The organism is Streptomyces sp. TG1A-60 (assembly GCF_037201975.1).
In the GTDB taxonomy this organism is placed as follows: domain Bacteria; phylum Actinomycetota; class Actinomycetes; order Streptomycetales; family Streptomycetaceae; genus Streptomyces.
In genome coordinates this window covers 312744-333683 of the sequence record NZ_CP147520.1, presented here as the reverse complement: position 1 = coordinate 333683, position 20940 = coordinate 312744, and the positions used below count along the sequence as shown (strand labels likewise).

The following is a 20940-nucleotide window of genomic DNA, read 5'->3' as shown; positions in this document are numbered from 1 at the left end:
ATTCGGCTCCGGGTTCAGTCCTGGGTCGGCACATGCAGCAACAGCGCGTCGCCCTGGCCGCCGCCCCCGCACAGGGCCGCCGCTCCGCTGCCGCCTCCGCGCCGCCGCAGTTCGGCCGCGAGAGTCAGCGCCAGCCGGGCTCCGGTCATGCCCACCGGGTGCCCGAGCGCGATCGCTCCGCCGTTGACGTTCACCCTGTCGAGAGGAAGGTCCAGCTCCCGTACGGACGCCAGGGCCACTCCGGCGAACGCCTCGTTGATCTCGAACAGGTCCAGGTCGGCGGCCTTCAGCCGGCCGTCCCGGGACAGCGCGTCGCGGACCGCGCCGGCCGGCTGGACCAGCAGTGAGGGGTCGGGGCCGGCGACCGTGCCGTAGGCGCCGATCCCGGCGAGAGGGGTGAGGCCCTCGCGCCGGGCGCGCTCGGCGCTCATCACGACGACGGCCGCCGCGCCGTCGGAGAGCTGTGAGGAGTTGCCCGCGGTGATGATGCCCGCGCCGGAGAAGGCCGGCTTCAGGCGCCCCAGGCTCTCGGCGGTGCTTCCCGGCCGTACGCCCTCGTCGGTGTCCACCACCGTCTCCCCGGCGCCCCGCCACGATGAAGGGGGCGATCTCCCCGGACAGCGCGCCCGACTCCTGGGCGCGGGCGGCCCGTTGATGGGACAGCGCGCTGTACTCGTCCTGCTCCTCACGGGTCAGGCCAAACGGCCGCTGGTAGCGCTCGGTGGCCGCACCCATGGAGACGCCGTCGAAGGCGCAGACCAGGGCGTCGCGGTCGAGGGCGTCCTCGGCCGCGGCCGAGCCGTACTTCCAGCCGGTGCGAGCTCCGCGCAGCAGGTGCGGGGCGCCCGACATGGACTCCATGCCACCGGCGACCACCACCTCGTGACGGCCGGAGGCGATCATGAGGTCGGCCAGGGCGATGGCGTGCAGACCGGACGGGCACAGTTTGTTGACGGTGCTCGCCGGGACGGAGAACGGAATACCGGCGCGGACCGCCGCCTGCCGTGCCGGGTTCGGGCCGGCCCCGGCCTGCACGACATGACCCATCACGACGGCTTCCACCGCCACCGGGTCCAGACGGGCAGCGGCCAGTGCAGCGCCGATGGCGTGAGCGCCGAGGTCGACCGCGGACACGGTGCTCAGGGCACCCGCCAGCCTGCCGATGGGCGTCCTTGCTCCGGCGACGATGACGGATCCGGGCATGCCGGGACCTCCTGGGGTGTGGGGCGGGTCAGGCGACCGCGTCGACGGCACGTTCGGCGACCATGTGGGCCGTCTCGTTCACCGAGTGCAGCACGATCCGCCCGCCGGGCATGCGCCGCACCCGGCTGACGGACGTGTAGTCGGGGTGGAACCAGAACATCGTGGGCAGGCCTAGCACCGTCGCCAGATAGGTGTTGGTGATGCCGCCGTGGCACACGACCGCGACCCGCCCTCCGGGATGGGCGTCGAGGATGGTGTCCATGGCCCGCCCGGCACGGGCGCGAAAGGCGTCCCAGTCCAGCTCGGGCACGAAGTCCTCGTAGCGCCCCTCGGCGAGCGCCGCCGCCCGGGGATCGTCCGTTCCGATCTGCTCCGGAGGCATGTAGGGCTGAGTCACGTCGGTGTCCCACTCGCGCAGGTCGTCGAGGACGGTGGCGGTCATGCCGGTCAGGCGTTCCAGAGGCGCCACGGTCTCCCGGGCACGGCGGAACGGGCTGGAGTACAGGGCGTCGACGTCCTCGTGCACGAGCCAGGCGGCGAGGCGCTCGGCCTGAGCGGTGCCCTCCGGTGACAGCCGGGGGTCGAACACGCCCGCCAGGGGGAGGCCGTGCCGGATGAGGAGGAGTTCGGTCATGGGTGGTCCTTACTGGGTGGGGCCTGGCTCAGCCGGCGATGGTCCGTTCGGAGTGCCAGTACGGGCGGCGCATCGCGCGTTTGTCGAGCTTGCCCATCGCGTTGCGCAGCAGTTCCGGGACGAATTCGTACGACTTCGGGCACTTGTGGGCGGCGAGGTGCTCGCGGCAGAACCGGTCCAGCTCATCGGCCGGCGGCTCGTCCCCCGCCACCACGACCAGCGCCCGCAGGGACTCGCCGAAGTCCGGGTCGGGCACGCCGATGACGGCGACCTCGGCGACCGCCGGGTGCCGGCGCAGGACCGCCTCGCTCTCGGCCGGGTACAGGTTCACGCCGCCGGAGACCACCACGTCCGCGGCCCGGTCGGTGATGAAGATGTAGCCGTCCGCGTCGACGTAGCCGATGTCGCCGAGCGTGAAGACGCCGGGGGAGAGGTAGGCGGACCTGGTCTTGTCAGGGTCCGCGTGGTAGCGGACGCCCTGGTCGTCCGGGGCCCTGAAGGCCAGCAGACCGCGTTCGCCGGTCGGCAGTGGCCGGCCGTCGTCATCGGTGACCAGGACCTCGAACGGGGCCCGGACGCGCCCGACCGAGCCCGGGTGCGCCAGCCACTCGGCGCTGCTGATGCGGGCCACCGTCCCGGCCTCGCTGGCGCCGTACGACTCGGTCAGCACCGGACCGAACCACTCGATCATGGCGCGCTTCACGTCCGGCGGACACGCGGAGCCGGTGTGAGAGACCTGCCGCAGGCTGGAGACGTCGTACCGGGCGCGGACCTCCTCCGGGAGGGCGAGCAGCCGCTGGAAGTGGGTGGGCACCATCACCGTCGAGGAGACCCGCCACCTCTGCACCCGGCTGAGGAACGTCTCCCCGTCGTATCTGCCGAGGACGACCACGGGCTGACCGGCCGCCAGGTGGCGGAGCGAGGTCAGTGGCGCGTTGTGCTGGAGCGGGCCGCACACCAGGTGTGGTCCCGGAGGGAACCCTGGCCGGGCGGACATCGCGGTGAGGTAGGCGGCGCTGTCGGCGACCGGGCCGCTCACCCAGCGCACCTCGGTGCCGCGCGCCTGTCCGGTGGTGCCCGAGGTGTAGACGAGCGGAGGGCGGGCGGGCCGGTCCGCCGGGCCGGCGCGGCCGGCCGGCGCGGCCGCCAGCCACAGGTCCCAGTCGAAGGCGTGCCCGACGGCCGGCGTTGCGTGCGTCACCAGTGGCAGGCCCAGTTCCCGGGCCGCGTCCAGGGCCGCACCCGCTCCTGCCGGACCGGTGACGATCGCGGTCACGCCCGCGTCGATGATCTGGTCGACGAGTTCTCCCGAGGTGAGGTTCCGGGACGTGGCCACGGTCCCGACCCCGGCGCGCAGGCCGGCCAGGTGGGCCACCAGCGTCGGGATGGCGTTGTCACCGAGGACGGCGATCCGGTCGTCGGGGCCGGGCGCGAACTCCAGCAGTCGCGCCGCCGCCCGCGCCACCTGGTCGGCGAGAGCGGACCAGGACAGCACGCCCAGGTCGTCCACCAGGGCGGGGTCCTCGGGTGTCTCCTGGGCGCGACGGTCGAGTGGCAGCAGCGACATGGCTCCTCCGGCGGCTCCTGGGTCCTCTCCCGAATCGAGGGGAGAGGTGATGCGGAGACTGTAGCGTTTATCAAGAAAGTACGGAACACTCTGATCCCAAGCGGAGGCGTTCCCGCATGCTCAAGGCGTCTCGCGAGCGCACTTCGCCGCCGACCGTTACTGAATCTTTCGTCTGGTAAGTGCCCGAGGAGGAGTCATGCCCCAGCCCGATCCGGACGCATGGCGCACGCAGGTACGGCAGTGGCTGGCCGGCGTGCTCGAACCGGCGCGGGCGCCGGAGGCCACCGGAGGAGACGCCGATCTCGCCGTGTTCCACAACCTCCGCGAGGACGAGGAACGCCAGCTGCTGGAGCGCTGCCGCGCCTATCAGCGGTCCCGCTTCGACGCCGGCTACCAGGCGCTGACCCTCCCCGCGGACAAGGGCGGCGCGGGCCTGACCGCCGCCCACGTGGCCGCCTTCGCCGAAGAGGAGTCCGCCTTCGAGGTGCCGCCTTCCACCGAGCTGATCAGCGTCACCGTGCGCCTGGTCGCGATGGCCGTCTCCCTCTTCGGGACTGCGGAGCAACTCCACGACTACGCACGCGCGTTCCTGCGCACCGACCTGCTGGCCTGCCAGCTCTTCAGCGAGCCCGGTGCGGGCTCCGACCTCGCCGCCCTGCGCACCCGCGCCCGTCAGGCCGACGGGGACGAGTGGGTGATCGACGGTCAGAAGGTGTGGACCTCGGGCGCCCAGTTCGCCGACTACGGCCTGCTGCTGGCCCGGACCGACCCGGACGTCGTCAAACAGGCCGGCATCACCGCCTTCCTGGTCCCGATGGACGCTCCGGGCGTGGAGGTGCGCCCCATCCGGCAGATGAGCGGCGGCGCCTCCTTCAACGAGGTGTTCCTCAGCGGCGTACGCGTCCCGGACCGGCTCCGGATCGGGCGGCCGGGCCAGGGCTGGGAGGTCGCCACCACGACCCTCGCCTTCGAACGGACCGCCTCCGGCGGCGGCAACCGCCGCAAGGGCGGCACCTTCTCGGACGTGCTCGCACTCGCCCGCTCCCTCGACCGCACCTCGGACGCGCTGGTCCGCCAGCGTCTCGCCGACCTGTACGTACGGGCCGCCCTGCGCGCGGCCACCGTGGACCGCGTCGCCAGGACGAGCGCGGCCGGCGGCCGGCCGGGTCCCGAGGCGTCGTTGACCAAGCTCATGGCCTCCGACCTGCTCACCCGTACAGGACAGGTCGCCGCGGAGCTGATGGGGGCGCGGATCAGCGCCGACACCGGGGAACCGGGCACCTTCGCCTGGACGCAGCACCTGCTCGGCGCTCCGGGCTACCGGCTGGCCGGAGGCACCGACCAGGTCCAGCGCAACCTGATCGGCGAGCGGGTGCTGAAGCTGCCACCGGAGCCGCGGGCGGACCGGGCGCCGTTCTCGCAGCTTCCCGGCAACTGAGCCACCGGACGGTTTAGGCAAACACAAAGGAGTGACATCGATGGATCTGGGACTGACAGGCGCGAAGGCACTGGTGACCGGCGCGAGCCGGGGCATCGGCCGGGCGATCGCCGGAACCCTCGCGGCCGAGGGCTGCGCACTGGCGTTGTGCGCCAGAGGCGAGGAAGGGCTGGCCAAGGCCGCCGCCGAACTGCGGGGCGAGGGAGCCACGGTGTTCGCGGAGCCGGTCGACGTCACCGACCCGACGGCCCTCGCGGATTTCGTGGGGCGGGCGGCCGGTGAACTCGGCGGGCTGGACCTGCTGGTGTCCAACGTGTCGGCGGGCAACGTGAAGGGCCCCGAATCCTGGGAAGCCAGCCTGCGAGGCGACCTGATCCCGTTCGCGGGACTCGTAGAGGCGGCTCTTCCGCATCTGGAGGCCTCCGACCGGGCCGCCGTCGTGGCCATCGGCACCACCAACGCCTCCGACACCGCGCGCCCGGCCGGAGCGAACTCCTACTCCGCGCTCAAGGCGGCCGTCGTCCAGCACGCCTCGGCCCTCGCGCACTCCCTCGCGCCGAAGGGCATCCGCGTCAACACCGTCTCGCCCGGCCCGATCGACTTCCCCGGCGGTGCCTGGGAGACCATCCGCACCAGCCGCCCGGAGGTGTACGAGGAGGTCCTCGCCAAGCTGCCGATCGGCCGCTACGGCACCGCCGAGGACGTGGCCGCGGCGGTGGCGTTCCTCCTCGGGCGGACCGGCTCCTTCTGCGTCGGGGTCAACCTCGTGGTGGACGGCGGGCTGCTCACCCGCGTCCAGTACTGAGCCGTGGCGGGCCCGGCCGGCCGCCTGGACGCCGTACTGGTCTGCGGCGGACGGTGGCACGACTTCGACTACGCGCGGCTGCGGCTGCTGGAACTTCTCGGAGAGCATCCGCGGGTGCGCACCACGGTGTACCAGGACTACGACTGCCTGGCCGCCCTCGACAGGGCGGACCTGCTGGTCACCTACACCTGCGACGTCCGGCCCCGCCCGGCGCAACGGGCCGCGCTGGCACGGTTCGTCGAGCGGGGCGGGCGCTGGCTCGCCCTGCACGGCACCAACGCGGTGATCGAGCCGTCGGCGGCCGGCGACTCGCGGGTGTTCACCACTCCGCGGCTCCTCGGGGAAGTGGCGGAGGTGCTCGGCAGCCAGTTCCTGGCCCACCCGCCGATCGAGCCGTACGAGGTGCTGGTGACCCGGCCCGAGCACCCGCTGGTCGCCGGGATCGGACCGTTCACGGTCACCGACGAGCTGTACGTGAGCGAGCTGCACGGCGAGCTGGAGGTGCTGCTGCACGCCGAGTACACGGGGCCGTGCCGCGGTTTCGCCGAGGGCGACACGGCGGCCCTCGACCGCGCGCCCCGGCCGGTGCTGTACCTCAAGCGGCACGGCCGCGGCGAGGTCTGCTACTTCACCCTCGGCCACTGCCGAGGCCGCTACGACGTGCGGGACCTCGGCGTGGACGACACCGGGCGCGTGGACGTGGGTCCTTGGCAGACACCGGAGTTCCTGACAGTGCTCCGCCGCTGTGTGGAGCGGACGGTGGGCGGGCGAAGCCCGGCTCGGTGAAGCGCGGGCTGCGGCGTGGGTGCCGGGGCGCCCGGGGACTACCCAGGGGAGGTTAGCCCAACCGTCCGACCTGCGGGTTGTCATGGACGGGGCGTCGCAGCAGGCGTAGCGTGCCTCCGTGCGCTCGTCCGCGGGCCTTTTCGTTCTCCGCCCGTGGGGGGCCACCGTCAGTCCCCATCGAATGAACTCCGTCCGCGTCGCATGCTGCCGGGCGGAACACCACGCTCGGCGCGCGGCCTGCTGGCCGCGGCGTCGGCGGCGTTCGCGATCGTCGCGCTCACTGAACACCGCGCTGCTGGCACCCGATCGGTTCGGTAAGGGGCGGGGCTGGGCGATCGGCGGCTGGCCCATCCCACAGGCGAACTTTTGGCTGCCGTACCGCACCCCCGTCGACCTATGGGGTGCCGCAACTCCGCTGAAGGCGACCGCGAGCAGCCCTTACCGCGAGTGAGGCGACGAGGCGTGCGGCAGCACCACCGCGCGGCCGTCGATCTCGCCGGCGTGCAGGCGCTCGTACGCTTCTGGCGCCTGCTCCAGTGTGAAGGTCTCCACGTGGGACGACACGAGACCCTGGCGTGCGAGCTCCAGGACCTCCATGAGTTCGGTCCGGCTGCCCCAGTAGGGGAAGGAGGCCGACACCTCGAACGGCAGGCCGCCCCCGAAGCCGACGGCCAGTGTGCCCCCGCCGAGGCCGACGACGGTGACATCGCCCGCCACCGCCACCGACGCGGCGGCCACGGCCAGGGTCGCCTTGGCCCCGACGAAATCCAGGACGACCTGCGCTCCCGTGCCGCCGGTGAGTCCGCGGATCCGCGCGGCCGCCTCACCGTCGGAGAAGAGCGTCTCGTGCGCGCCGACTTCGCGGGCCAGCTCCAGCTTGTCCTTGCGCACGTCGAGGGCGACCACCCGGGCCGGGTCAGAGCGCGCAGCAGCTGCACGGCGAGATGACCCAGACCCCCGGCCCGATCACCACCGCCGTGTTGCCGGGCAGCAGCTTCGGCAGCGACCCGCGGATCGCGTGATACGGGGTCAGCCCGGCGTCCGTGAGGGGTGCGGCCTGCACCGGGTCGAGTCCGTTCAGGGGCACCAGGTGCCGGGGCGAGTCCACCAGTACGTACTCCGCAAGGGCACCGGGTGAGCCGAGCCCCGGCGGCAGGATGCCGAGCCCGGCGGCGTGCGGACAGCAGTTCTCCCTGCCTTCGGCGCACTGGTGGCAGCGCCCGCAGCCCCACGGGCCGTACACCGTCACCGCCTCACCCTCCGTCACGGCGGTGACACCGGCGCCCAGCGCCGCCACCGTGCCGACGCCCTCGTGACCGAGTGTCATTGGCAGGGCGTAGGGGAACTGCTCCTCGGGCCAGCCCATCACCGCCAGGTCGGAGTGGCAGAGCCCGGCCGCCGTCACCTTCAACAGCACCTGGCCCGGGCCGGGTTCGGGTACCGGGACTTCCACGACCTCGGGGGCGTGCCCCACACGCCGGTACTGAAGTGCCTTCATCGGCAGATCTCCTTGCCGGTGGTCGAGTCCGGCCGGGTTCTCGCCCGGCGGCGCAGGACGGTCGGCAGGGCGATCCGGCCACCGGTGAGCACCAGCGCCACGATGAGGACCGAGCCGGTGAACAGGCTCGCGGCCCACTGCGCGCTGGTGGCGAGCCCGAGGCCCGTGATGCCGGTGCCGAGCAGGAGGACCGCGAGGACCGTGCCCCAGGCGTTGAAGCGGCCCGCGCGCAACTGGGTCGCCCCGACGAAGGCGGCGGCGTAGGCCGACAGCAGATACGGGGTACCGGCGGTCGGTGATCCGGAGCCGACCGAGGCCGTGAAGACGACGCCGGCGAAACCGGACAGCAGCGCGGAGGCCACCAGGGTCAGAAAGCGCAGCCGGTCGGTGCGCACCCCTTGCAGCCGGGCCGCGTCGGCGTTGAATCCGGTGGCATACAACCGGCGCCCGGTGGCGGTGTGTTCCAGCAGGAACCAGATGGCGAGGGCGGCGAGCAGCAGATACAGCACCGGCAGGGTGACGCCGCCGGCGTCCAGCTGGGCGATGCTCGCGAACGGCTCGGCGAGCAGCCGCACACCAGTGATGGAGCTGTCGTTGGTGGCCATGGTGATCAGGGACTGGATCAGCGCGCCGGTGGCCAGGGTGGCGATGAACGAGTCGACGCGCAGGACCACCACCACGATGCCGTTGACGACCCCGACCAGCAGTGCGGCGGTCATCGCCAGCGCGATGGCCGTGCCGGGCCCGAGCCCGGCGGAGACCATGAAGTGGGCGGTCAGCACGCTGGTGAGCGACATGGTGAAGGCGATGGAGAGGTCGAAGACGCGTGCGGCCAGCGGCGGTACGACGCTGAGTGCGACCAGGCCCGCCACGGCGTTGCCATTCAGTACCTGCTTGACCGTGATGGTGGTCGGGAACGTGTCCGGCGCCCAGACGGTGAAGAGCACGACGATGACCAGCCACACGTACACGGCGCCGATGTTCCGGAACGACACGGCGGCCGCCGTCCGTCGGGCCGGTGTCCCCGGGGCGGACACCGCGGACCTCTCCGGTACGGACGGCGGGACCTCCGCCGCCCGGGTCGGGGTGGACGTCATGTCAGTCAATTCCTTCCAGGGCTCATGTCACTCGGTTCCTTCCATGGCGTGCACGAGCGCGGGCTCGGTGATGTCCCGGCCGCTGATCTCCCGTGCGATCCGGCCGTCCCGCACCACCAGGACGCGGGTGCACAGCGCGAGCAGGTCCTGCGTGTCGGAGGAGGACACGATGACGCCCATGCCCTCGCCGGACTGACGCTCTATCAGGTCGTACAGCTGTAGCCGGGTGGCGATGTCCACGCCCGCCGTGGGTTCGCACAGCGCCAGCACCGGCGGCCGCCCGGCCAGGCAGCGGGCCATGACGACCTTCTGCTGGTTGCCGCCGCTCAGTGTGGTGATCCGGGCCCCGTGTCCGGCCGTTCGCACCCCGACCCGCCCGATCCAGTCCTGCGCCAGGGCGGACTCGCGGCGCCGGTGCAACCGCCCGGACCGGGAGCGCAGCCGGTCCAGGAGCGGCAGGGTGAGGTTCTCGCCGACCGAGAAGTCGCCGATCACTCCCTCGCCCGCCCGGTCCGCCGGTACCAGGGGAAGACCCAGGCCGCTCGCGTCACGGGCCTCGGTCCACCGCTCAGAGCGTTCCGGCAGCCGCATCCTGCCGCTCACCCGCCCGGCGTGGGCCCCGCACACCGCGTACGGCACGATCTCGTGGCCGGAGCCGACCAGCCCGGTGATGCCCAGGCGCTCGCCCCCGGCCAGGTCGAAGCCGACTCCCCGCAACGGCCCGGCCCACAGGTCGCGGACCTCCAGCACCGGGTCGGCAGGACCGGCGGGGGGCGCCGGACGGTGCGCGGTCTCCGTCTCCTCGCCCGCCATCAGCTCCGCCAGCAGGTGCGGAGTGAGCTCGGCGACCTGGCGGGTGGCGATCCGGCGCCCGCCGCGGATCACGGTGACCCGGTCGGCGAGAGCGAAGATCTCGTCCATCCGGTGCGAGACGTACAGGACCCCGGCGCCGGCGTCGCGGACCTCCCGCACGATGTCGAAGAGGCGGGCCACCTCGCCGGGCGGCAGTACCGCGGTGGGCTCGTCGAGCACCAGGACCCCCCGGCGGCCCTCCCAGCCCTGAAGTGCGGCGGCGATGGCCACCACCGTGCGCTGGACGGGGGTGGCCGTCATCAGGGGCCTGCGTACGTCGATGCCGAGGCCGAACCGTTCGACGAGGGCGTTCGTGCGCCGCTCCATCTCCGGCCAGCGGATGTTGCCGAAGGCCGTGCGTGCGAAGCCATGGCTGAGCGCGAGGTTGTCGATGGCGCTCAACTCGCCCACCAGCCCCAGCTCCTGGTGGACGAAGCGCAGCCGGTTGTGGCGGGAAGCCGCGACCTGGCCGAGGCCGAAGGGCTCGCCGTCGAGTTCGGCCACCGCACCCGGCTCCGCGTGGTGGTAGCCGGCGAGGATCTTGATCAGGGTGGACTTGCCGGAGCCGTTGGGCCCGATCAGAGCGTGGATCTCGCCGGGCATGACCTCGAGACCGACGTCCTTAAGCGCCTGGGTGTCGCCGAATCTCTTCGACAGGGCGGCCACCCGTAGCACCGGCCCGGTCAACTCAGTCCCCACAGCGCCTTGAACTGCTTCTTGTAGTCCTCGACGATCGGGAAGTCGCCGTCGGCCGAGGGCAGGTTGTCCTTGGTGACGAGCATGTTGGGCAGTACCGCCTTCTGGCCCACGGCCATGGACTGGCCGGTGAAGTGCCGGGCCAGCGCGTCGGCCTGGAGCCAGGCCGTCTCGTGCGAGTTCAGCGCCATCGCGCCGTCGGTGAGACCGCCCTGGATGTACTGGTAGTTCTGCGCGTCACCGACGTTGACGACGATGTGCTTGCCGGTGATCCCGGCTGTCTTCATTGCGGCCGGCACGCCCACGTTGAGCAGGCCCAGGGAGAAGACGACATAGGTCACCTTCGGGTGCGACCGGAGGTACGACACCACGCGGTCCGGCATGTCCTTGCCCACCGCGGTGATCGGCACGTCGACGTTGTCGAGCGCGCAACCGTCGCACCATTCCTTGTACTTGGCCGCGAACGAGTCCTTGACGGGCTTGAGGATCGTGTAGGCCGGCAGGTCGAAGTAGACGGTGTCCGCCTTGGCGCCGCTGTTCGACACCACCCATGAGGCCAGCATCTCGCCCTGGACGCCGACGTCCTTCGGCCCGTTCTTCAGCAGGGAGATGCCGTCACCCGTCACGTCGTCGGCGTTCGACTGGATGACGGGGATGCCGGCCGCCTTCAGCTGTGCCAGCTGCTTGGCGTAGACGGCACGGGGGAATCCGGAGGCGACGACGGCGTCCGGCTTGTCGCGTACGGCCTGTTCGTAGGCGGCCTGGACGGACTCCGGGGTGCCCTGGGTGGCGATCTGCTTCACCTGCCAGCCGAGTTCCTTCGCGGCCTCGGTGAAGAAGTCGGCGAGGTCCTTGCAGGACTGGACGCCGCAGAGGATGAAGTCGATCTTCTTGCCCTTGGGGATCGCCTTGCCCACCGGCTCGGTCACGGAGATCGTGGCCGGGCGCTCGGAGTACTTCGCCAGGGCGGCGCGGGCCGCCGCCAGTCCGGGGGAGCCCGGCGCCCCCGCCTGCGTCGAGTCGGCGGCCGGAGTGGTCCCGGTGCCGCAGGCCGCGAGGGCGAGCAGGGCGGTGACGGGGAGGGTCGCGGTCATGGCGCGGCGGACCGCGCGACGGGGTCTGGAACTCATCGTTGAGTGCTCCCGTGTGTGATGGAGAAACTTATGAGGCACTACAGCCTCAAGTGGGTCGGAGTGTGACATGCCTCAGCGGGCTTGGGGAGAGGGATGCCGCAAGAAATTCTGGAATAACGGTGCGAAGTGCGATGACATCATCAGCAGTGGAGATCGTCCACCGGTACGAGTGTTGCTCCCGGCGGCAACCGGTAACTACACTCAATCTAAAGTTTCTGCCGGAGGAGAGATGATGGATGAAACGTCGGAGCCGGCCACGGCACGGTGCCCCGGGCCCAGCGTCCAGGACTACCTCGACCAGGACAGCCGCCCCGTTCCCCCGCCCTGAGGTACGAGCGGAACGACTACCTCGGCAGCGAGGACATCGACACCGCCCGTTTCACCTCCCACGAGTGGGCCGAACGCGAGATGCGGCAGGTCTGGCGGCGCGTCTGGCAGTTCGCCTGCCTGGAGAGCGAGGTCCCCGAGGTGGGCGACCACGAGGTCTACGAGATCGGTGACGACTCCCTCATCGTCGTCCGCACGGCTCCCGAAGAGATCCGCGCCTTCGTCAACGTCTGTCTGCACCGCGGCCGCAAACTGCGCACCGGCGGCGGCAACGTCAGCGAGTTCCGCTGCTCGTTCCACGGCTTCGCCTGGAACCTCGACGGCACGATGCAGAATCCGCCCTGTGCCTGGGACTTCCCGCACGTCACCCCGGAGAAGTTCGCCCTCCCCGAGGCCCAGGTGGCCACCTGGCGCGGCTTCGTCTTCATCAACATGGACCCGTACGCCGAGTCCTTCGACAGCTACCGCGGCACCTTCGACGACTACTACATCTGGCCGCTGGAGAACCGCTACAAGTCGCTGCACATCGCCAAGGTGCTGCCCTGCAACTGGAAGGTCGCGCAGGACGCGTTCATCGAGTCCTTCCATGTGATCGCCACACATCCGCAGATGCTGACGTGGCTCGCCGACGCCAACTCGCAGTACGACGTCATGGCGGACCAGCCGAACTGGAACCGGATGATCAACATCCAGGGCGCGCCCAGCCCACACGTGGCGGACTCGGTCACGGAGGAGGACGTCCTGGAGACCTTCTACGACTCGCGTTCGTTCTATTCCGCCGCCCAGGGGCGTGACCTGGTGATGCAGGAGGGCGACGAACTGCCGGCGATCCCGTCCGGCGGCACCGCACGTCAGGTCCTCGCCGCGCGGATGCGCGAGCAACTGGCGGCCACATCGCAGCAGGACTTCTCGGAGACCCCCGACACCGAGCTGCTGGACGCCATCAACTACTTGCTGTTCCCCAATTTCAACCCCTGGGGTGGCGCCAAGTCGAACATCATCTACCGGTTCCGGCCCAACGGCCTCGACCCCGACTCCTGCACCGCCGAGATCATCTTCATGTCGTCCCCGAAGCAGCCCGGCGAGACGCCGCCCCCGGCGAAGATCCGCTGGGTGCCGGAGGACACGCTCTTCGCCGACATCCCCGAACTCGGCGTGCTCGGGCCCGTCTTCGACCAGGACTGCGAGAACCTGCCCTACGTCCAGCAGGGCCTGAAGGCGATGCGCAAGCCGGGCATCACCCTGGCGAACTACCAGGAGAGCCGTATCCGCCACTTCAACCAGACGCTCGACCAGTGGATGAGCAGGTGACCCACCGGGTGGCGGTCAGGCCCTCCGGCGTCGAGCTCGAAGTCCTCGACGGCGAGGACCTGTTCACCGCCGCCGGGCGGCTCGGCTACCGCTGGCCCACCGTCTGCGGCGGCAAGGGCACCTGCCGTACCTGCTTCGTCCAGGTCGAGGAGGGCGCCGAGAACTGTTCCCCCGTGGGCCCGCAGGAACGCGAGGGCATCGAGGCCCTGCGCAGACCGGCGGACGGCCTGACCCGGCTCGCCTGCCGGCTCCGGGTCGAGGGCCCGGTGACCGTGACCAAGCGCGGCGTGCGCCGCCGAGTGCAGGAGTGAGACCCCATGTCCAAGCAAGTGATCCACCCGCTGACCGGCCATGTCTACCGGCTCACCGAGGACGGCCTGGTCGAGGTGACCGATCCCAGGACGGGGGTGCAGGGCGTCTTCGACTTCCAGGCCCGGTGGCAGTCGGGCGAACTGCGCCACGCCGACCTCCAGATGGCCGGCTGGGTCGGCCGCCTCGCCCAGCGGCGCAGCACCCGGCAGCCGGAGGAGTGACCCCGTGACGCCTCGTACCACCCGGGTGGTCTGCCTGGCGCGCCGGCCCGACGCGGAACCGCTTCCCGGTGACTTCGTCGTCGAGGAGCGCCCGCTGCCGGCCCTGGGGCAGGGACAGCTGCTCGTCCGTAACCTCTACATGAGCGTCGACCCGTCCATGCGCGGGCGGCTGTCGGCCACCGAGAAGCACTACACGCACAACTTCACCCCCGGGTCACCGCTCGACGGCCGCGCCCTCGGTGTCGTGGAGGAGAGCCGCTGCGCCTCGGTGCCGCCGGGCACGTACGTACGTCATCAGCTCGGCTGGCGGGAGCGGGCCGTGCTCGACGCGGCGGCCGTCGACGGCGATGGCCGCATCGACCCGGGACTCGCGCCGCTGCCTACCTGGCTCGGCCTGCTCGGCCAGACCGGATTCACCGCGTACGTCGGCCTGACCCGTGTCGCGCGACTGCGGCCGGGCGACACCGTCTTCGTGTCGGCGGCGGCCGGCGCCGTCGGTACCGCCGCCGGCCAGTTCGCCCGTCTGCTGGGCGCGGACCGCGTCATCGGGACCGCCGGAGGGCCGGACAAATGCGCCCTGCTGGTGAAGGAGTTCGGCTACGACGCGGCCGCGGACTACCGTGCCGAGCCGGTGCGCGACGCGCTGGCGCGACTGGCACCCGACGGCATCGACGTGTACTTCGACAACGTCGGCGGTGAGCAGCTCGCCGCCGCTCTGCACGCGCTGCGCACCGGTGGCCGGGTCGCCCTGTGCGGCATGATGTCGCAGTTCGGCGGCGCGGGGCGGACCGTGGACATCAACCAGTTGATCCAGGCGGTCCTCAAGCGGCTGACGCTGTCCGGGTTCATCGTCCGCGACCACGAGGACCTGCGGCCGGAGTTCGAGCAGCGGGTCGCGGGCTGGCTCGCCGAGGGCCGGATCACCGCGCTCGAGACGGTCGCCGACGGCCTGGAGAACGCCGCGGGTGCGCTGCTGTCCCTGCTGGGCGGCGGCAACGTCGGCAAGATGCTGGTGCGGCTGGACGGTTCCCACTGAGACCGCTGGAAACGGCGCCCCGGGCGGGGCGCCGTCTCAGCGCATGGGGTGTGACGCGGCGACGGTGTGGGCCGTCAGGGAGACCCCGACCCGGGCCAGCCCCGCCACGGCCGTCCGGAAGTCCTTGATGTGCGGGGTGGCGAAGTGCTCGTCGAGGGCCTGCCGCGAGGTCCAGTGTTCGTACACCCGGATACGCCGCTCGTCGTCGGGGTCGGCGGTCATCGCGTAGTCCAGGCAGCCGGGTTCCTCCTCGCGGGTATGCCGGCCCAGCTCCACGAGGGCCGCCAGCACGGTGTCGCGGTCGCCCGGTTCGTAGTCCATCCAGCCGGAGACGATGAGTTCCTCAGCCATGGTGGTCCTTTCGAGGCCGTGCCCGCGGGCCCGTCGCTCCGGTGCAGGGAAGCGACGGGCCCGCGGAGTACTCAGATGCCGAGCGGGGCGGGAACACTGTCCACGGTGACCGTGCCCCGCTCACCGTCGACCGTGATCACCATGCCGTCCCGGAGCCGTCGCGTTCCGCCCTCGACGGAGATGACGGCCGGGATGCCCAGCTCACGGCAGACCACCACGGCGTGGCTGTTGAGCGCGCCCACGTCCACCACGGCCGCGCCGGCGACCAGGAACAGCGGGGTCCAGGCCGCGTCCGTGATCGGCGCGACCAGCACCTCGCCGGGCTCCAGTGCCTCGCACGAAGCTGGGTCGGTGACCACCCGCACCCTGCCGGTGTAGGAGCCGTGGCTGCCGCCGACACCGCCGAGCACATCGCCCTCGACGGCCGCCTCGGTCTGCTCCTCGGCGCGGCGCGGCCAGGTGTCGATCTCGGTCTGCGCGTCGTCGGCGACGAAGAACGGCGGTTCCAGCTCGTGCAGGCCCGCGTACTCCTCGAGCCGCCGCGCGATCACCGGGCCGAAGGACTCCGGGGCGGCGACGTAGTCGTCGAGTTCGGTCTCCAGCAGCATCATCACGTCCTCGGGCCGGGCGAAGAGCCCCGCTGCGACACCGCGCCGGCCGAGCTCCCGTACGGCCATGCGGATCTCGTTGACGACGGTGACGCAGTTCGCCTTGGTGCGCTCACGGGCCGGGATCCACACCTGGGAGGCGTGCATGCCGGCGTCGAACATCGGCTGCGCCTCCTCGGGCAGCAGGGCCCGGATCTCCCGCGCCGTCCGCTCGCGCCCCTCGGTCAGCCGCTTGCGGCGGGCGGCCGGGGAGCCGTCGTCGGAGCTGTGCCGGATCCGGTCGACCAGGGCCAGCGCCTGGACGGGCGACGCCTCCCACGACAGCGCGTGGATGTCCCACTCGTTGGGGCCGCGGTCGCCGGACTCCGCGAGGAACTCCTCGAAGGAGTCACGGAACGCCTTCACGTATCCGCTCGCCCCGTCGAGCGCCCGCTCCACCGCCGCCGGTCCCTGATCGAAGATCGCGCTCAGTTCGGCCGAGGCCGCCACCTGCCGGGACAGTGTCCACAGCCCGGTCGAGGGGGAGGCGGAGTCGACGTCACCGAGACCGCCGATCAGGTCGAGCACGGCGCCGGGGCGGTCCACGCTCGCGCACAGCGGGCCGAGGATCGCCGGTCCGACGGAGGCGGGCAGCGACGACTCGACGTGCCGCTGGAAGGTCGCCTCCACCTCCTCCAGCAACGACCGGGCGTGCGCCACCAGTTCGGCCTCGGACAGCCTCGTCAGGTCGGGTCGCGAGCGGCGCAGTGCGCGCAGCCGTTCCCGGTCGGCGTCGGCCTCCGGGAAGCCGGTCTGGCCGAGCATCCGCTGGAGCGTCGCGCCCGCTTTGGCGGTCAGCTCCTCGTCCTGGTCGTCCGGGTGCGCCAGGTACACCGGCGTGTCGGAGCGCTGACCGACGAAGGCCGCGTCGATCTGGTCCGCCGTCTGGCCCATGCGGATGCCGAACAGCCGCATGTGGGACAGGTTCAGATAGAAGTGGCCGCCGAACATGCCGACGAACGGCGGCCGGGGGCCGGCCACCTCCTCCTCGCGGTAGATGCCGAACCCGACGAAGCCGCGACGCCAGCCCTGCAGGCCCCGTCCCCAGACCAGGGTCCAGCCCAGCGGGCTGGCGGGTTCCGGCAGGGTCTCGCCCGCGTTGGCCCGGGTGTAGTGCGGCAGCCGCTCACTGCGCTGCCAGTCCGTGATCCAGCTCTTCATGACCGAGGTCTCCCGCTGTCCGTGCCCCGGCCTACCACTGCGCCGTTCCGCCGTCGACGCTGATCAGCGTGCCGGTGATACCCGCCCCCGCCTCGCTCGCGAGCAGCGAGGCGACCGCCGCGATCTGCTCCACCGTGGTGATCTTCTTGGTGGCGGCATGCTCGGCGAAGCGGCTCAGCCAGTCCTCGTAGGAGATGCCCTCGGCCTCCGCGGCGGCGGGGCCCGCGGCCCGCATGAGGTCGGTGTCGACGGCGCCGGGGCAGATCGCGTTGCAGGTGATGCCCTGGGTGCCGTACTCGAAGGCGGTCGCCTTGGTCAGGCCGTGGATGGCGTGCTTGTTGGTGATGTAGTGACTGATCGCGGGCTTGTTTGCCTGCTTGCCCTCCACCGAGGAGATGTTGATGATGCGGCCCCAGCCGCCCTCCAGCATCTTCTGCAGGGCCCGGCGGGTGCCGTAGAAGTAGCCGTTGACGTTCAGGTTGAGGGCGTCGTGCCAGGCCTTGTCGCTGAGCTGGTGGATTGGGGCGAAGCCGGAGCTGCCACCGACGTTGTTGACCCAGATGTCGAGCCTGCCGAAGCGCTCGACGGCGAAGTCGGCGAGACCCTCGATGTCCTCCTGGCTGTTGGCGTCGCAGGGGTGGAAGACGGCCCGGTCCCCGGCGTCCATCTCCTCCAGGGCCTGCTTGCCCTTGACCTCGCTGCGGCCGCTGACGACGACCGTGGCGCCGTCGGCCAGGAAGGCCTCGGCGATGGCGCGGCCGATGCTGCGTGTGCTGCCCGTGATCACCGCGACACGTCCGTCGAGGCTGCCCGTAGCCACCATGGTGTTCTCCCGCGAGTCTTGTTGGTTGCTCACCTGGCGGCTCTGGGGGCTGCTGCGTCCAGGTGCTGATGGATGGTGCGGTGGAAGTGCTGGAGTCCGGGCTCGTTGCGTCCGAAGACGAAGTCGGTCCCGTCGAGGGCCTTCAGGCCCTGCTGGACTCCGTAGGTGGTCGCGTAGTCCTCGTCGCGGACCACCTCGTGGAACCATGCGCCGAACCGGTCGGCGGCCTCGCGCTCCTCCTCGGTGACCGCCGGGTCCCGCAGCAGGATGATCTGCTGGGTCAGCGACTCGGTCGCCGTCCGGGGGAGCACCAGGGAGACGGCGATCTTCTGGCGCCAGCCGCCCGCGATCGCGAGGCCCGGGAAGAGCCAGTAGATGGGCCCGACACAGTCCCCGGGGTCACGCCGGTCCGGCGGCAGCTCGACCGCCTGCGCGATGGGGCGCAGGGCCGGTGCGATGCGCTGGTGGGGGCCCCAGGTGTCGTGGGCCATCATGTTCGAGAGGTTCGTCTCGAACACCGTCTTCGGGTGCAGCGAGGCGAAGTGGTACGTCTCCAGGTACCCGTCGAGGGTGACCTTCCAGTTGGGACTGGTCAGCTCGCTGGTGGCGTAGTGGTGGCACTCCGCCAGCCGGAGGCCCTCCAGCAGCGGCTGGAGGTCGCCCAGCCAGGCGTCCAGGTCGGGCTCGGCCGCCGGATCCAGCGAGACGAAGACGATCCCCGCGCGCTCCCCGGCCGGGAGCCCGACGAGGCTGCGCCCCTCGCGGGGCACCTCGCCGAAGGTCTTCTCCGCGTACACGCCCCGCAGCTCTCCGGCCAGGTCGTACGACCAGGAGTGGTAGGGGCAGGTGAGCCGCTTCGACACCCCGCAGCCGGGCTCGAGGAGTTTGGCTCCCCGGTGCCGGCAGGCGTTGATCATCGCGTGCACGGTGCCCTGACGGTCACGGGTGATCAGCACGGGGATGCCGAGCACGTCGATCGCCTTGTAGGTGTTCGGCCCGGGAAGCTCGCAGGACATGGCGAGCGGCAGCGGCACGCTGCGGTGGACGGCGTCGGTCTCGCGCTGCCAGCGGTCGGCGTCGAGGTAGTTGGCGACGGGTTCCGTCCACTGGCCGTCCGCCTCGTGCGTCGTGTTGTCGCGGTAGTGCGTCATCACGCGCTCGACGAGTTCGGCGGCCTCCCGCCGCATCGTCAGGGACGCGGCGTCGGTGGACCGGTCCTGGCTGATCCACGACGAGTATTCGGGGGCCGAAGGGGCCGATGTGGCCGGGATCGACGACCTGGGTCCCGCGTCTGGTTCCCGAATCTCCGGCGAACTGGTTTGGACCACGATGTCCTCACATCCTCCCAGCCGCGAGCCGGTGACCGGCTTCGGAATGCGACAGCTGGGCTGTGTCCGAAACGACAACAGGGCTTAGTGTGGTCTGTCAATAGAAAGTGGCGAAGTTGCCGCTCGGTGTCCCCTGGGGGTGGGTGTGATGGTCATGACCCTGCCGTTCGAGGTGGGCGTGGTGGTGCGGGACCTGGAGCTGATGGAGCGCTTCTACTGCGACGTACTCGGCTGCCGCGCCGAGCGCCGCTCGGGCGTACCAGAGTCCGTCGGCGGCCCGGCCGGGCTCGGCGGCGAGCTGACGGTCGCCTGGCTGCAGGTGCCCTCCGGGGGGTGCGTCAAGTTGATCCTTCCCCGGTCGGCCCCGGTGCCGGCGGGTGCGGTGGCCTCGCCGGCCGGGCGTCTGGGGCTGTCGTATCTGACCTTCCATCTCGACGACATGGACCCTGTGGTCGCGGCGCTGCCGACCGCGGGCGCCCGGCCTCTGTCGAACCCGGTCGTCGTCCGGGCTCGTGGTCGGCGGATCAGCTTCTGGGCCGATCCGGAGGGCAATGCCGTGGAGTTGGTGGACGCGCGCGCCGGCGACCCGGGTCCCGGGCATAGTAATTAGAGAGACTATTCAGTAAGGTGCCCCCTGCTGGTTACTATAGACCGGCACAAGTAAGTCCGATTGCTTGGCAACCTCCCTCGGACGAAGGGGCGGACGATGGCTCAACGAGTGTCAACGGCGTCGAAGAAATCCACGCAGGTCAGCGCACGGGTCATCAAGAACCTGCATGAGCGCATGGTGCGCATCCGGCTGTTCGAAACCGAGGCGGGAAAGCTCATGGAGGCCGGCAAACTGCCCGGTTTCCTGCACCTCTATGTCGGCCAGGAAGCCGTCGCCGCCGGCGTCATGGCGGCCCTGCGTGACGACGACCAGATCACCTCCACGCACCGCGGCCACGGGCACGCCGTGGCCAAGGGCGTCGGCTTCCGCGAGATGTACGCCGAGCTGTACGGCCGGGTCACCGGCGCCTGCCTCGGCCGCGGCGGCAGCATGCACATCAACGACCTCACCCGCGGCATGCTCGGCGCCAACGGCATCGTCGGGGCCGGCGTCCCGATCGCCGTGGGCGCGGCCTTCGCCGCCCGGTACAAGGGCGAGGACAACGTCGCCGTGACGTTCTTCGGTGACGGCGCCACCAACATCGGCGCCTGGCACGAGGGCGCCAACATGGCCGCGATCCTGGGCCTGCCCGTTGTCTTCGTCTGCGAGAACAACGGCTACGCGGAGTTCACCCCGCAGTCCGGGCACATGCTGCTCACCGACGTCGCCGACCGCGCCGCTGCCTACGGCATGCCCAGCGTGATCGTCGACGGCATGGACGCGGCCGCCGTCCACCGCGCCGCCGTCGAGGCCGTGGAACGGGCCCGGTCCGGCGCGGGCCCAATGATGATCGAGGCCAAGACCTACCGCTTCTTCGACCACCAAGGAGTCAAGGGCCTGCGGCACCCCTACCGCTCCGACGAGGAGGTCGCCCAGTGGAAGGCGCGCGACCCCATCGACCTGCTGGAGGTCCGGGCCGTCGCCGACGGCATCGCGACCCGTGCGGAGCTGGACGACGTATGGCAGCGCACGCGCGACGAGATCGCCGAGGCCATCGCGTACGCCGAGGCGAGCCCGCTGCCCGACCCCGCCGACCTGCTGCTCAACGTCTACTCGGGATGACCG

At 71.3% G+C, this 20940-nt stretch carries 19 protein-coding genes and 2 pseudogenes; 10 read left to right on the top strand and 11 right to left on the bottom strand.

The window, feature by feature from the left end:
• Positions 1-14 precede the first annotated feature (14 nt).
• The 3 genes and pseudogenes from WBG99_RS00780 to WBG99_RS00770 form a co-directional block, all read right to left on the bottom strand.
• Positions 15-1203 (bottom strand): annotated as a pseudogene (locus WBG99_RS00780) (acetyl-CoA C-acyltransferase).
• Positions 1204-1231: 28 nt separating this feature from the next.
• A complete protein-coding gene (locus tag WBG99_RS00775) occupies positions 1232-1837 on the bottom strand; it encodes a histidine phosphatase family protein (protein WP_338894419.1) in 606 nt (201 codons plus the stop codon).
• 28 nt (positions 1838-1865) lie between these two features.
• Positions 1866-3404, bottom strand: a complete 1539-nt coding sequence (locus WBG99_RS00770) for an AMP-binding protein (protein ID WP_338894418.1) — start codon at positions 3402-3404, stop codon at positions 1866-1868.
• Positions 3405-3600: 196 nt separating this feature from the next.
• Between WBG99_RS00770 and WBG99_RS00765 the strand changes: the two genes are divergently transcribed.
• The 4 genes from WBG99_RS00765 to WBG99_RS00750 all read left to right on the top strand — a co-directional run bounded on the left by WBG99_RS00765 (position 3601) and on the right by WBG99_RS00750 (position 6884).
• On the top strand, positions 3601-4842 hold the full coding sequence (locus WBG99_RS00765) for an acyl-CoA dehydrogenase family protein (RefSeq protein WP_338894417.1): 1242 nt from the start codon (positions 3601-3603) through the stop codon (positions 4840-4842).
• Between the two features lie 40 nt (positions 4843-4882).
• The gene (locus tag WBG99_RS00760) at positions 4883-5647 is read left to right on the top strand and encodes an SDR family oxidoreductase (protein ID WP_338894416.1); all 765 of its coding nucleotides are present in this window, start codon (positions 4883-4885) and stop codon (positions 5645-5647) included.
• A 3-nt stretch (positions 5648-5650) separates the two neighbouring features.
• Complete coding sequence (locus tag WBG99_RS00755; protein WP_338894415.1) at positions 5651-6433, top strand: ThuA domain-containing protein; 783 nt, start codon at positions 5651-5653, stop codon at positions 6431-6433.
• A 181-nt stretch (positions 6434-6614) separates the two neighbouring features.
• Complete coding sequence (locus WBG99_RS00750) at positions 6615-6884, top strand: DUF4328 domain-containing protein (RefSeq protein WP_338894414.1); 270 nt, start codon at positions 6615-6617, stop codon at positions 6882-6884.
• Here WBG99_RS00750 and WBG99_RS00745 read toward each other — a convergent pair.
• The 4 genes and pseudogenes from WBG99_RS00745 to WBG99_RS00730 all read right to left on the bottom strand — a co-directional run bounded on the left by WBG99_RS00745 (position 6872) and on the right by WBG99_RS00730 (position 11706).
• Positions 6872-7931 (bottom strand): annotated as a pseudogene (locus tag WBG99_RS00745) (NAD(P)-dependent alcohol dehydrogenase). The gene WBG99_RS00750 and the pseudogene WBG99_RS00745 sit on opposite strands and share 13 nt — an antisense overlap.
• Positions 7928-9028 carry an ABC transporter permease gene (locus WBG99_RS00740; RefSeq protein WP_338894413.1) on the bottom strand — a complete coding sequence of 367 codons (1101 nt, stop codon included), beginning with the start codon at positions 9026-9028 and terminating at the stop codon, positions 7928-7930. Before WBG99_RS00740 ends, WBG99_RS00745 begins: the two are co-directional and overlap by 4 nt.
• A 27-nt stretch (positions 9029-9055) precedes the next feature.
• A complete protein-coding gene (locus WBG99_RS00735; RefSeq protein ID WP_338894412.1) occupies positions 9056-10579 on the bottom strand; it encodes a sugar ABC transporter ATP-binding protein in 1524 nt (507 codons plus the stop codon).
• A complete protein-coding gene (locus tag WBG99_RS00730; RefSeq protein WP_338894411.1) occupies positions 10564-11706 on the bottom strand; it encodes a substrate-binding domain-containing protein in 1143 nt (380 codons plus the stop codon). Before WBG99_RS00730 ends, WBG99_RS00735 begins: the two co-directional genes overlap by 16 nt.
• Before the next feature lie 267 nt (positions 11707-11973).
• On the opposite strand from WBG99_RS00730, the gene WBG99_RS00725 reads away from it, so the two are divergent.
• The 4 genes from WBG99_RS00725 to WBG99_RS00710 are packed head-to-tail and all read left to right on the top strand — an operon-like array spanning position 11974 to position 14916.
• Positions 11974-13347 (top strand): aromatic ring-hydroxylating dioxygenase subunit alpha, encoded by a 1374-nt coding sequence (locus WBG99_RS00725; protein WP_338894410.1) that lies wholly within the window; start codon positions 11974-11976, stop codon positions 13345-13347.
• Positions 13332-13658: a 2Fe-2S iron-sulfur cluster-binding protein gene (locus WBG99_RS00720; protein ID WP_338894409.1), complete on the top strand. Its 327-nt coding sequence runs from the start codon at positions 13332-13334 to the stop codon at positions 13656-13658. The genes WBG99_RS00725 and WBG99_RS00720 overlap by 16 nt, the downstream gene beginning before the upstream one ends.
• Positions 13659-13664: 6 nt before the next feature.
• The gene (locus WBG99_RS00715) at positions 13665-13880 is read left to right on the top strand and encodes a transposase (RefSeq protein ID WP_338894408.1); all 216 of its coding nucleotides are present in this window, start codon (positions 13665-13667) and stop codon (positions 13878-13880) included.
• 4 nt (positions 13881-13884) lie between these two features.
• Entirely contained in the window at positions 13885-14916 is a 1032-nt protein-coding gene (locus tag WBG99_RS00710) for an NADP-dependent oxidoreductase (RefSeq protein WP_338894407.1), read from the top strand.
• Between the two features lie 36 nt (positions 14917-14952).
• Here the strand turns inward: WBG99_RS00710 and WBG99_RS00705 are convergent, their stop codons facing one another.
• The 4 genes from WBG99_RS00705 to WBG99_RS00690 all read right to left on the bottom strand — a co-directional run bounded on the left by WBG99_RS00705 (position 14953) and on the right by WBG99_RS00690 (position 19226).
• Positions 14953-15267: a putative quinol monooxygenase gene (locus WBG99_RS00705; protein ID WP_338894406.1), complete on the bottom strand. Its 315-nt coding sequence runs from the start codon at positions 15265-15267 to the stop codon at positions 14953-14955.
• A 71-nt stretch (positions 15268-15338) separates the two neighbouring features.
• Positions 15339-17075, bottom strand: coding sequence for a PEP-utilizing enzyme (locus tag WBG99_RS00700; protein WP_338894405.1), 1737 nt, complete (start codon positions 17073-17075; stop codon positions 15339-15341).
• A 31-nt stretch (positions 17076-17106) separates the two neighbouring features.
• A complete protein-coding gene (locus tag WBG99_RS00695; protein ID WP_338894404.1) occupies positions 17107-17931 on the bottom strand; it encodes an SDR family NAD(P)-dependent oxidoreductase in 825 nt (274 codons plus the stop codon).
• Entirely contained in the window at positions 17928-19226 is a 1299-nt protein-coding gene (locus WBG99_RS00690; protein ID WP_338894403.1) for an aromatic ring-hydroxylating dioxygenase subunit alpha, read from the bottom strand. Before WBG99_RS00690 ends, WBG99_RS00695 begins: the two co-directional genes overlap by 4 nt.
• A 148-nt stretch (positions 19227-19374) precedes the next feature.
• Here WBG99_RS00690 and WBG99_RS00685 point away from each other — a divergent pair, with 148 nt between their 5' ends.
• Together WBG99_RS00685 and WBG99_RS00680 are read left to right on the top strand one after the other, a co-directional pair.
• Entirely contained in the window at positions 19375-19836 is a 462-nt protein-coding gene (locus WBG99_RS00685) for a VOC family protein (protein WP_338894402.1), read from the top strand.
• Between the two features lie 96 nt (positions 19837-19932).
• Entirely contained in the window at positions 19933-20937 is a 1005-nt protein-coding gene (locus tag WBG99_RS00680) for a thiamine pyrophosphate-dependent dehydrogenase E1 component subunit alpha (protein WP_338894401.1), read from the top strand.
• Positions 20938-20940 lie beyond the last annotated feature (3 nt).

Coding starts and splice junctions, on each gene's coding strand:
- WBG99_RS00775 (WP_338894419.1), bottom strand. CDS start 1,837: ATGACCGAACTCCTCCTCATCCGGCACGGCCTCCCCCTGGCGGGCGTG.
- WBG99_RS00770 (WP_338894418.1), bottom strand. CDS start 3,404: ATGTCGCTGCTGCCACTCGACCGTCGCGCCCAGGAGACACCCGAGGAC.
- WBG99_RS00765 (WP_338894417.1), top strand. CDS start 3,601: ATGCCCCAGCCCGATCCGGACGCATGGCGCACGCAGGTACGGCAGTGG.
- WBG99_RS00760 (WP_338894416.1), top strand. CDS start 4,883: ATGGATCTGGGACTGACAGGCGCGAAGGCACTGGTGACCGGCGCGAGC.
- WBG99_RS00750 (WP_338894414.1), top strand. CDS start 6,615: ATGAACTCCGTCCGCGTCGCATGCTGCCGGGCGGAACACCACGCTCGG.
- WBG99_RS00740 (WP_338894413.1), bottom strand. CDS start 9,028: ATGACGTCCACCCCGACCCGGGCGGCGGAGGTCCCGCCGTCCGTACCG.
- WBG99_RS00730 (WP_338894411.1), bottom strand. CDS start 11,706: ATGAGTTCCAGACCCCGTCGCGCGGTCCGCCGCGCCATGACCGCGACC.
- WBG99_RS00715 (WP_338894408.1), top strand. CDS start 13,665: ATGTCCAAGCAAGTGATCCACCCGCTGACCGGCCATGTCTACCGGCTC.
- WBG99_RS00705 (WP_338894406.1), bottom strand. CDS start 15,267: ATGGCTGAGGAACTCATCGTCTCCGGCTGGATGGACTACGAACCGGGC.
- WBG99_RS00700 (WP_338894405.1), bottom strand. CDS start 17,075: ATGAAGAGCTGGATCACGGACTGGCAGCGCAGTGAGCGGCTGCCGCAC.
- WBG99_RS00685 (WP_338894402.1), top strand. CDS start 19,375: ATGGTCATGACCCTGCCGTTCGAGGTGGGCGTGGTGGTGCGGGACCTG.
- WBG99_RS00680 (WP_338894401.1), top strand. CDS start 19,933: ATGGCTCAACGAGTGTCAACGGCGTCGAAGAAATCCACGCAGGTCAGC.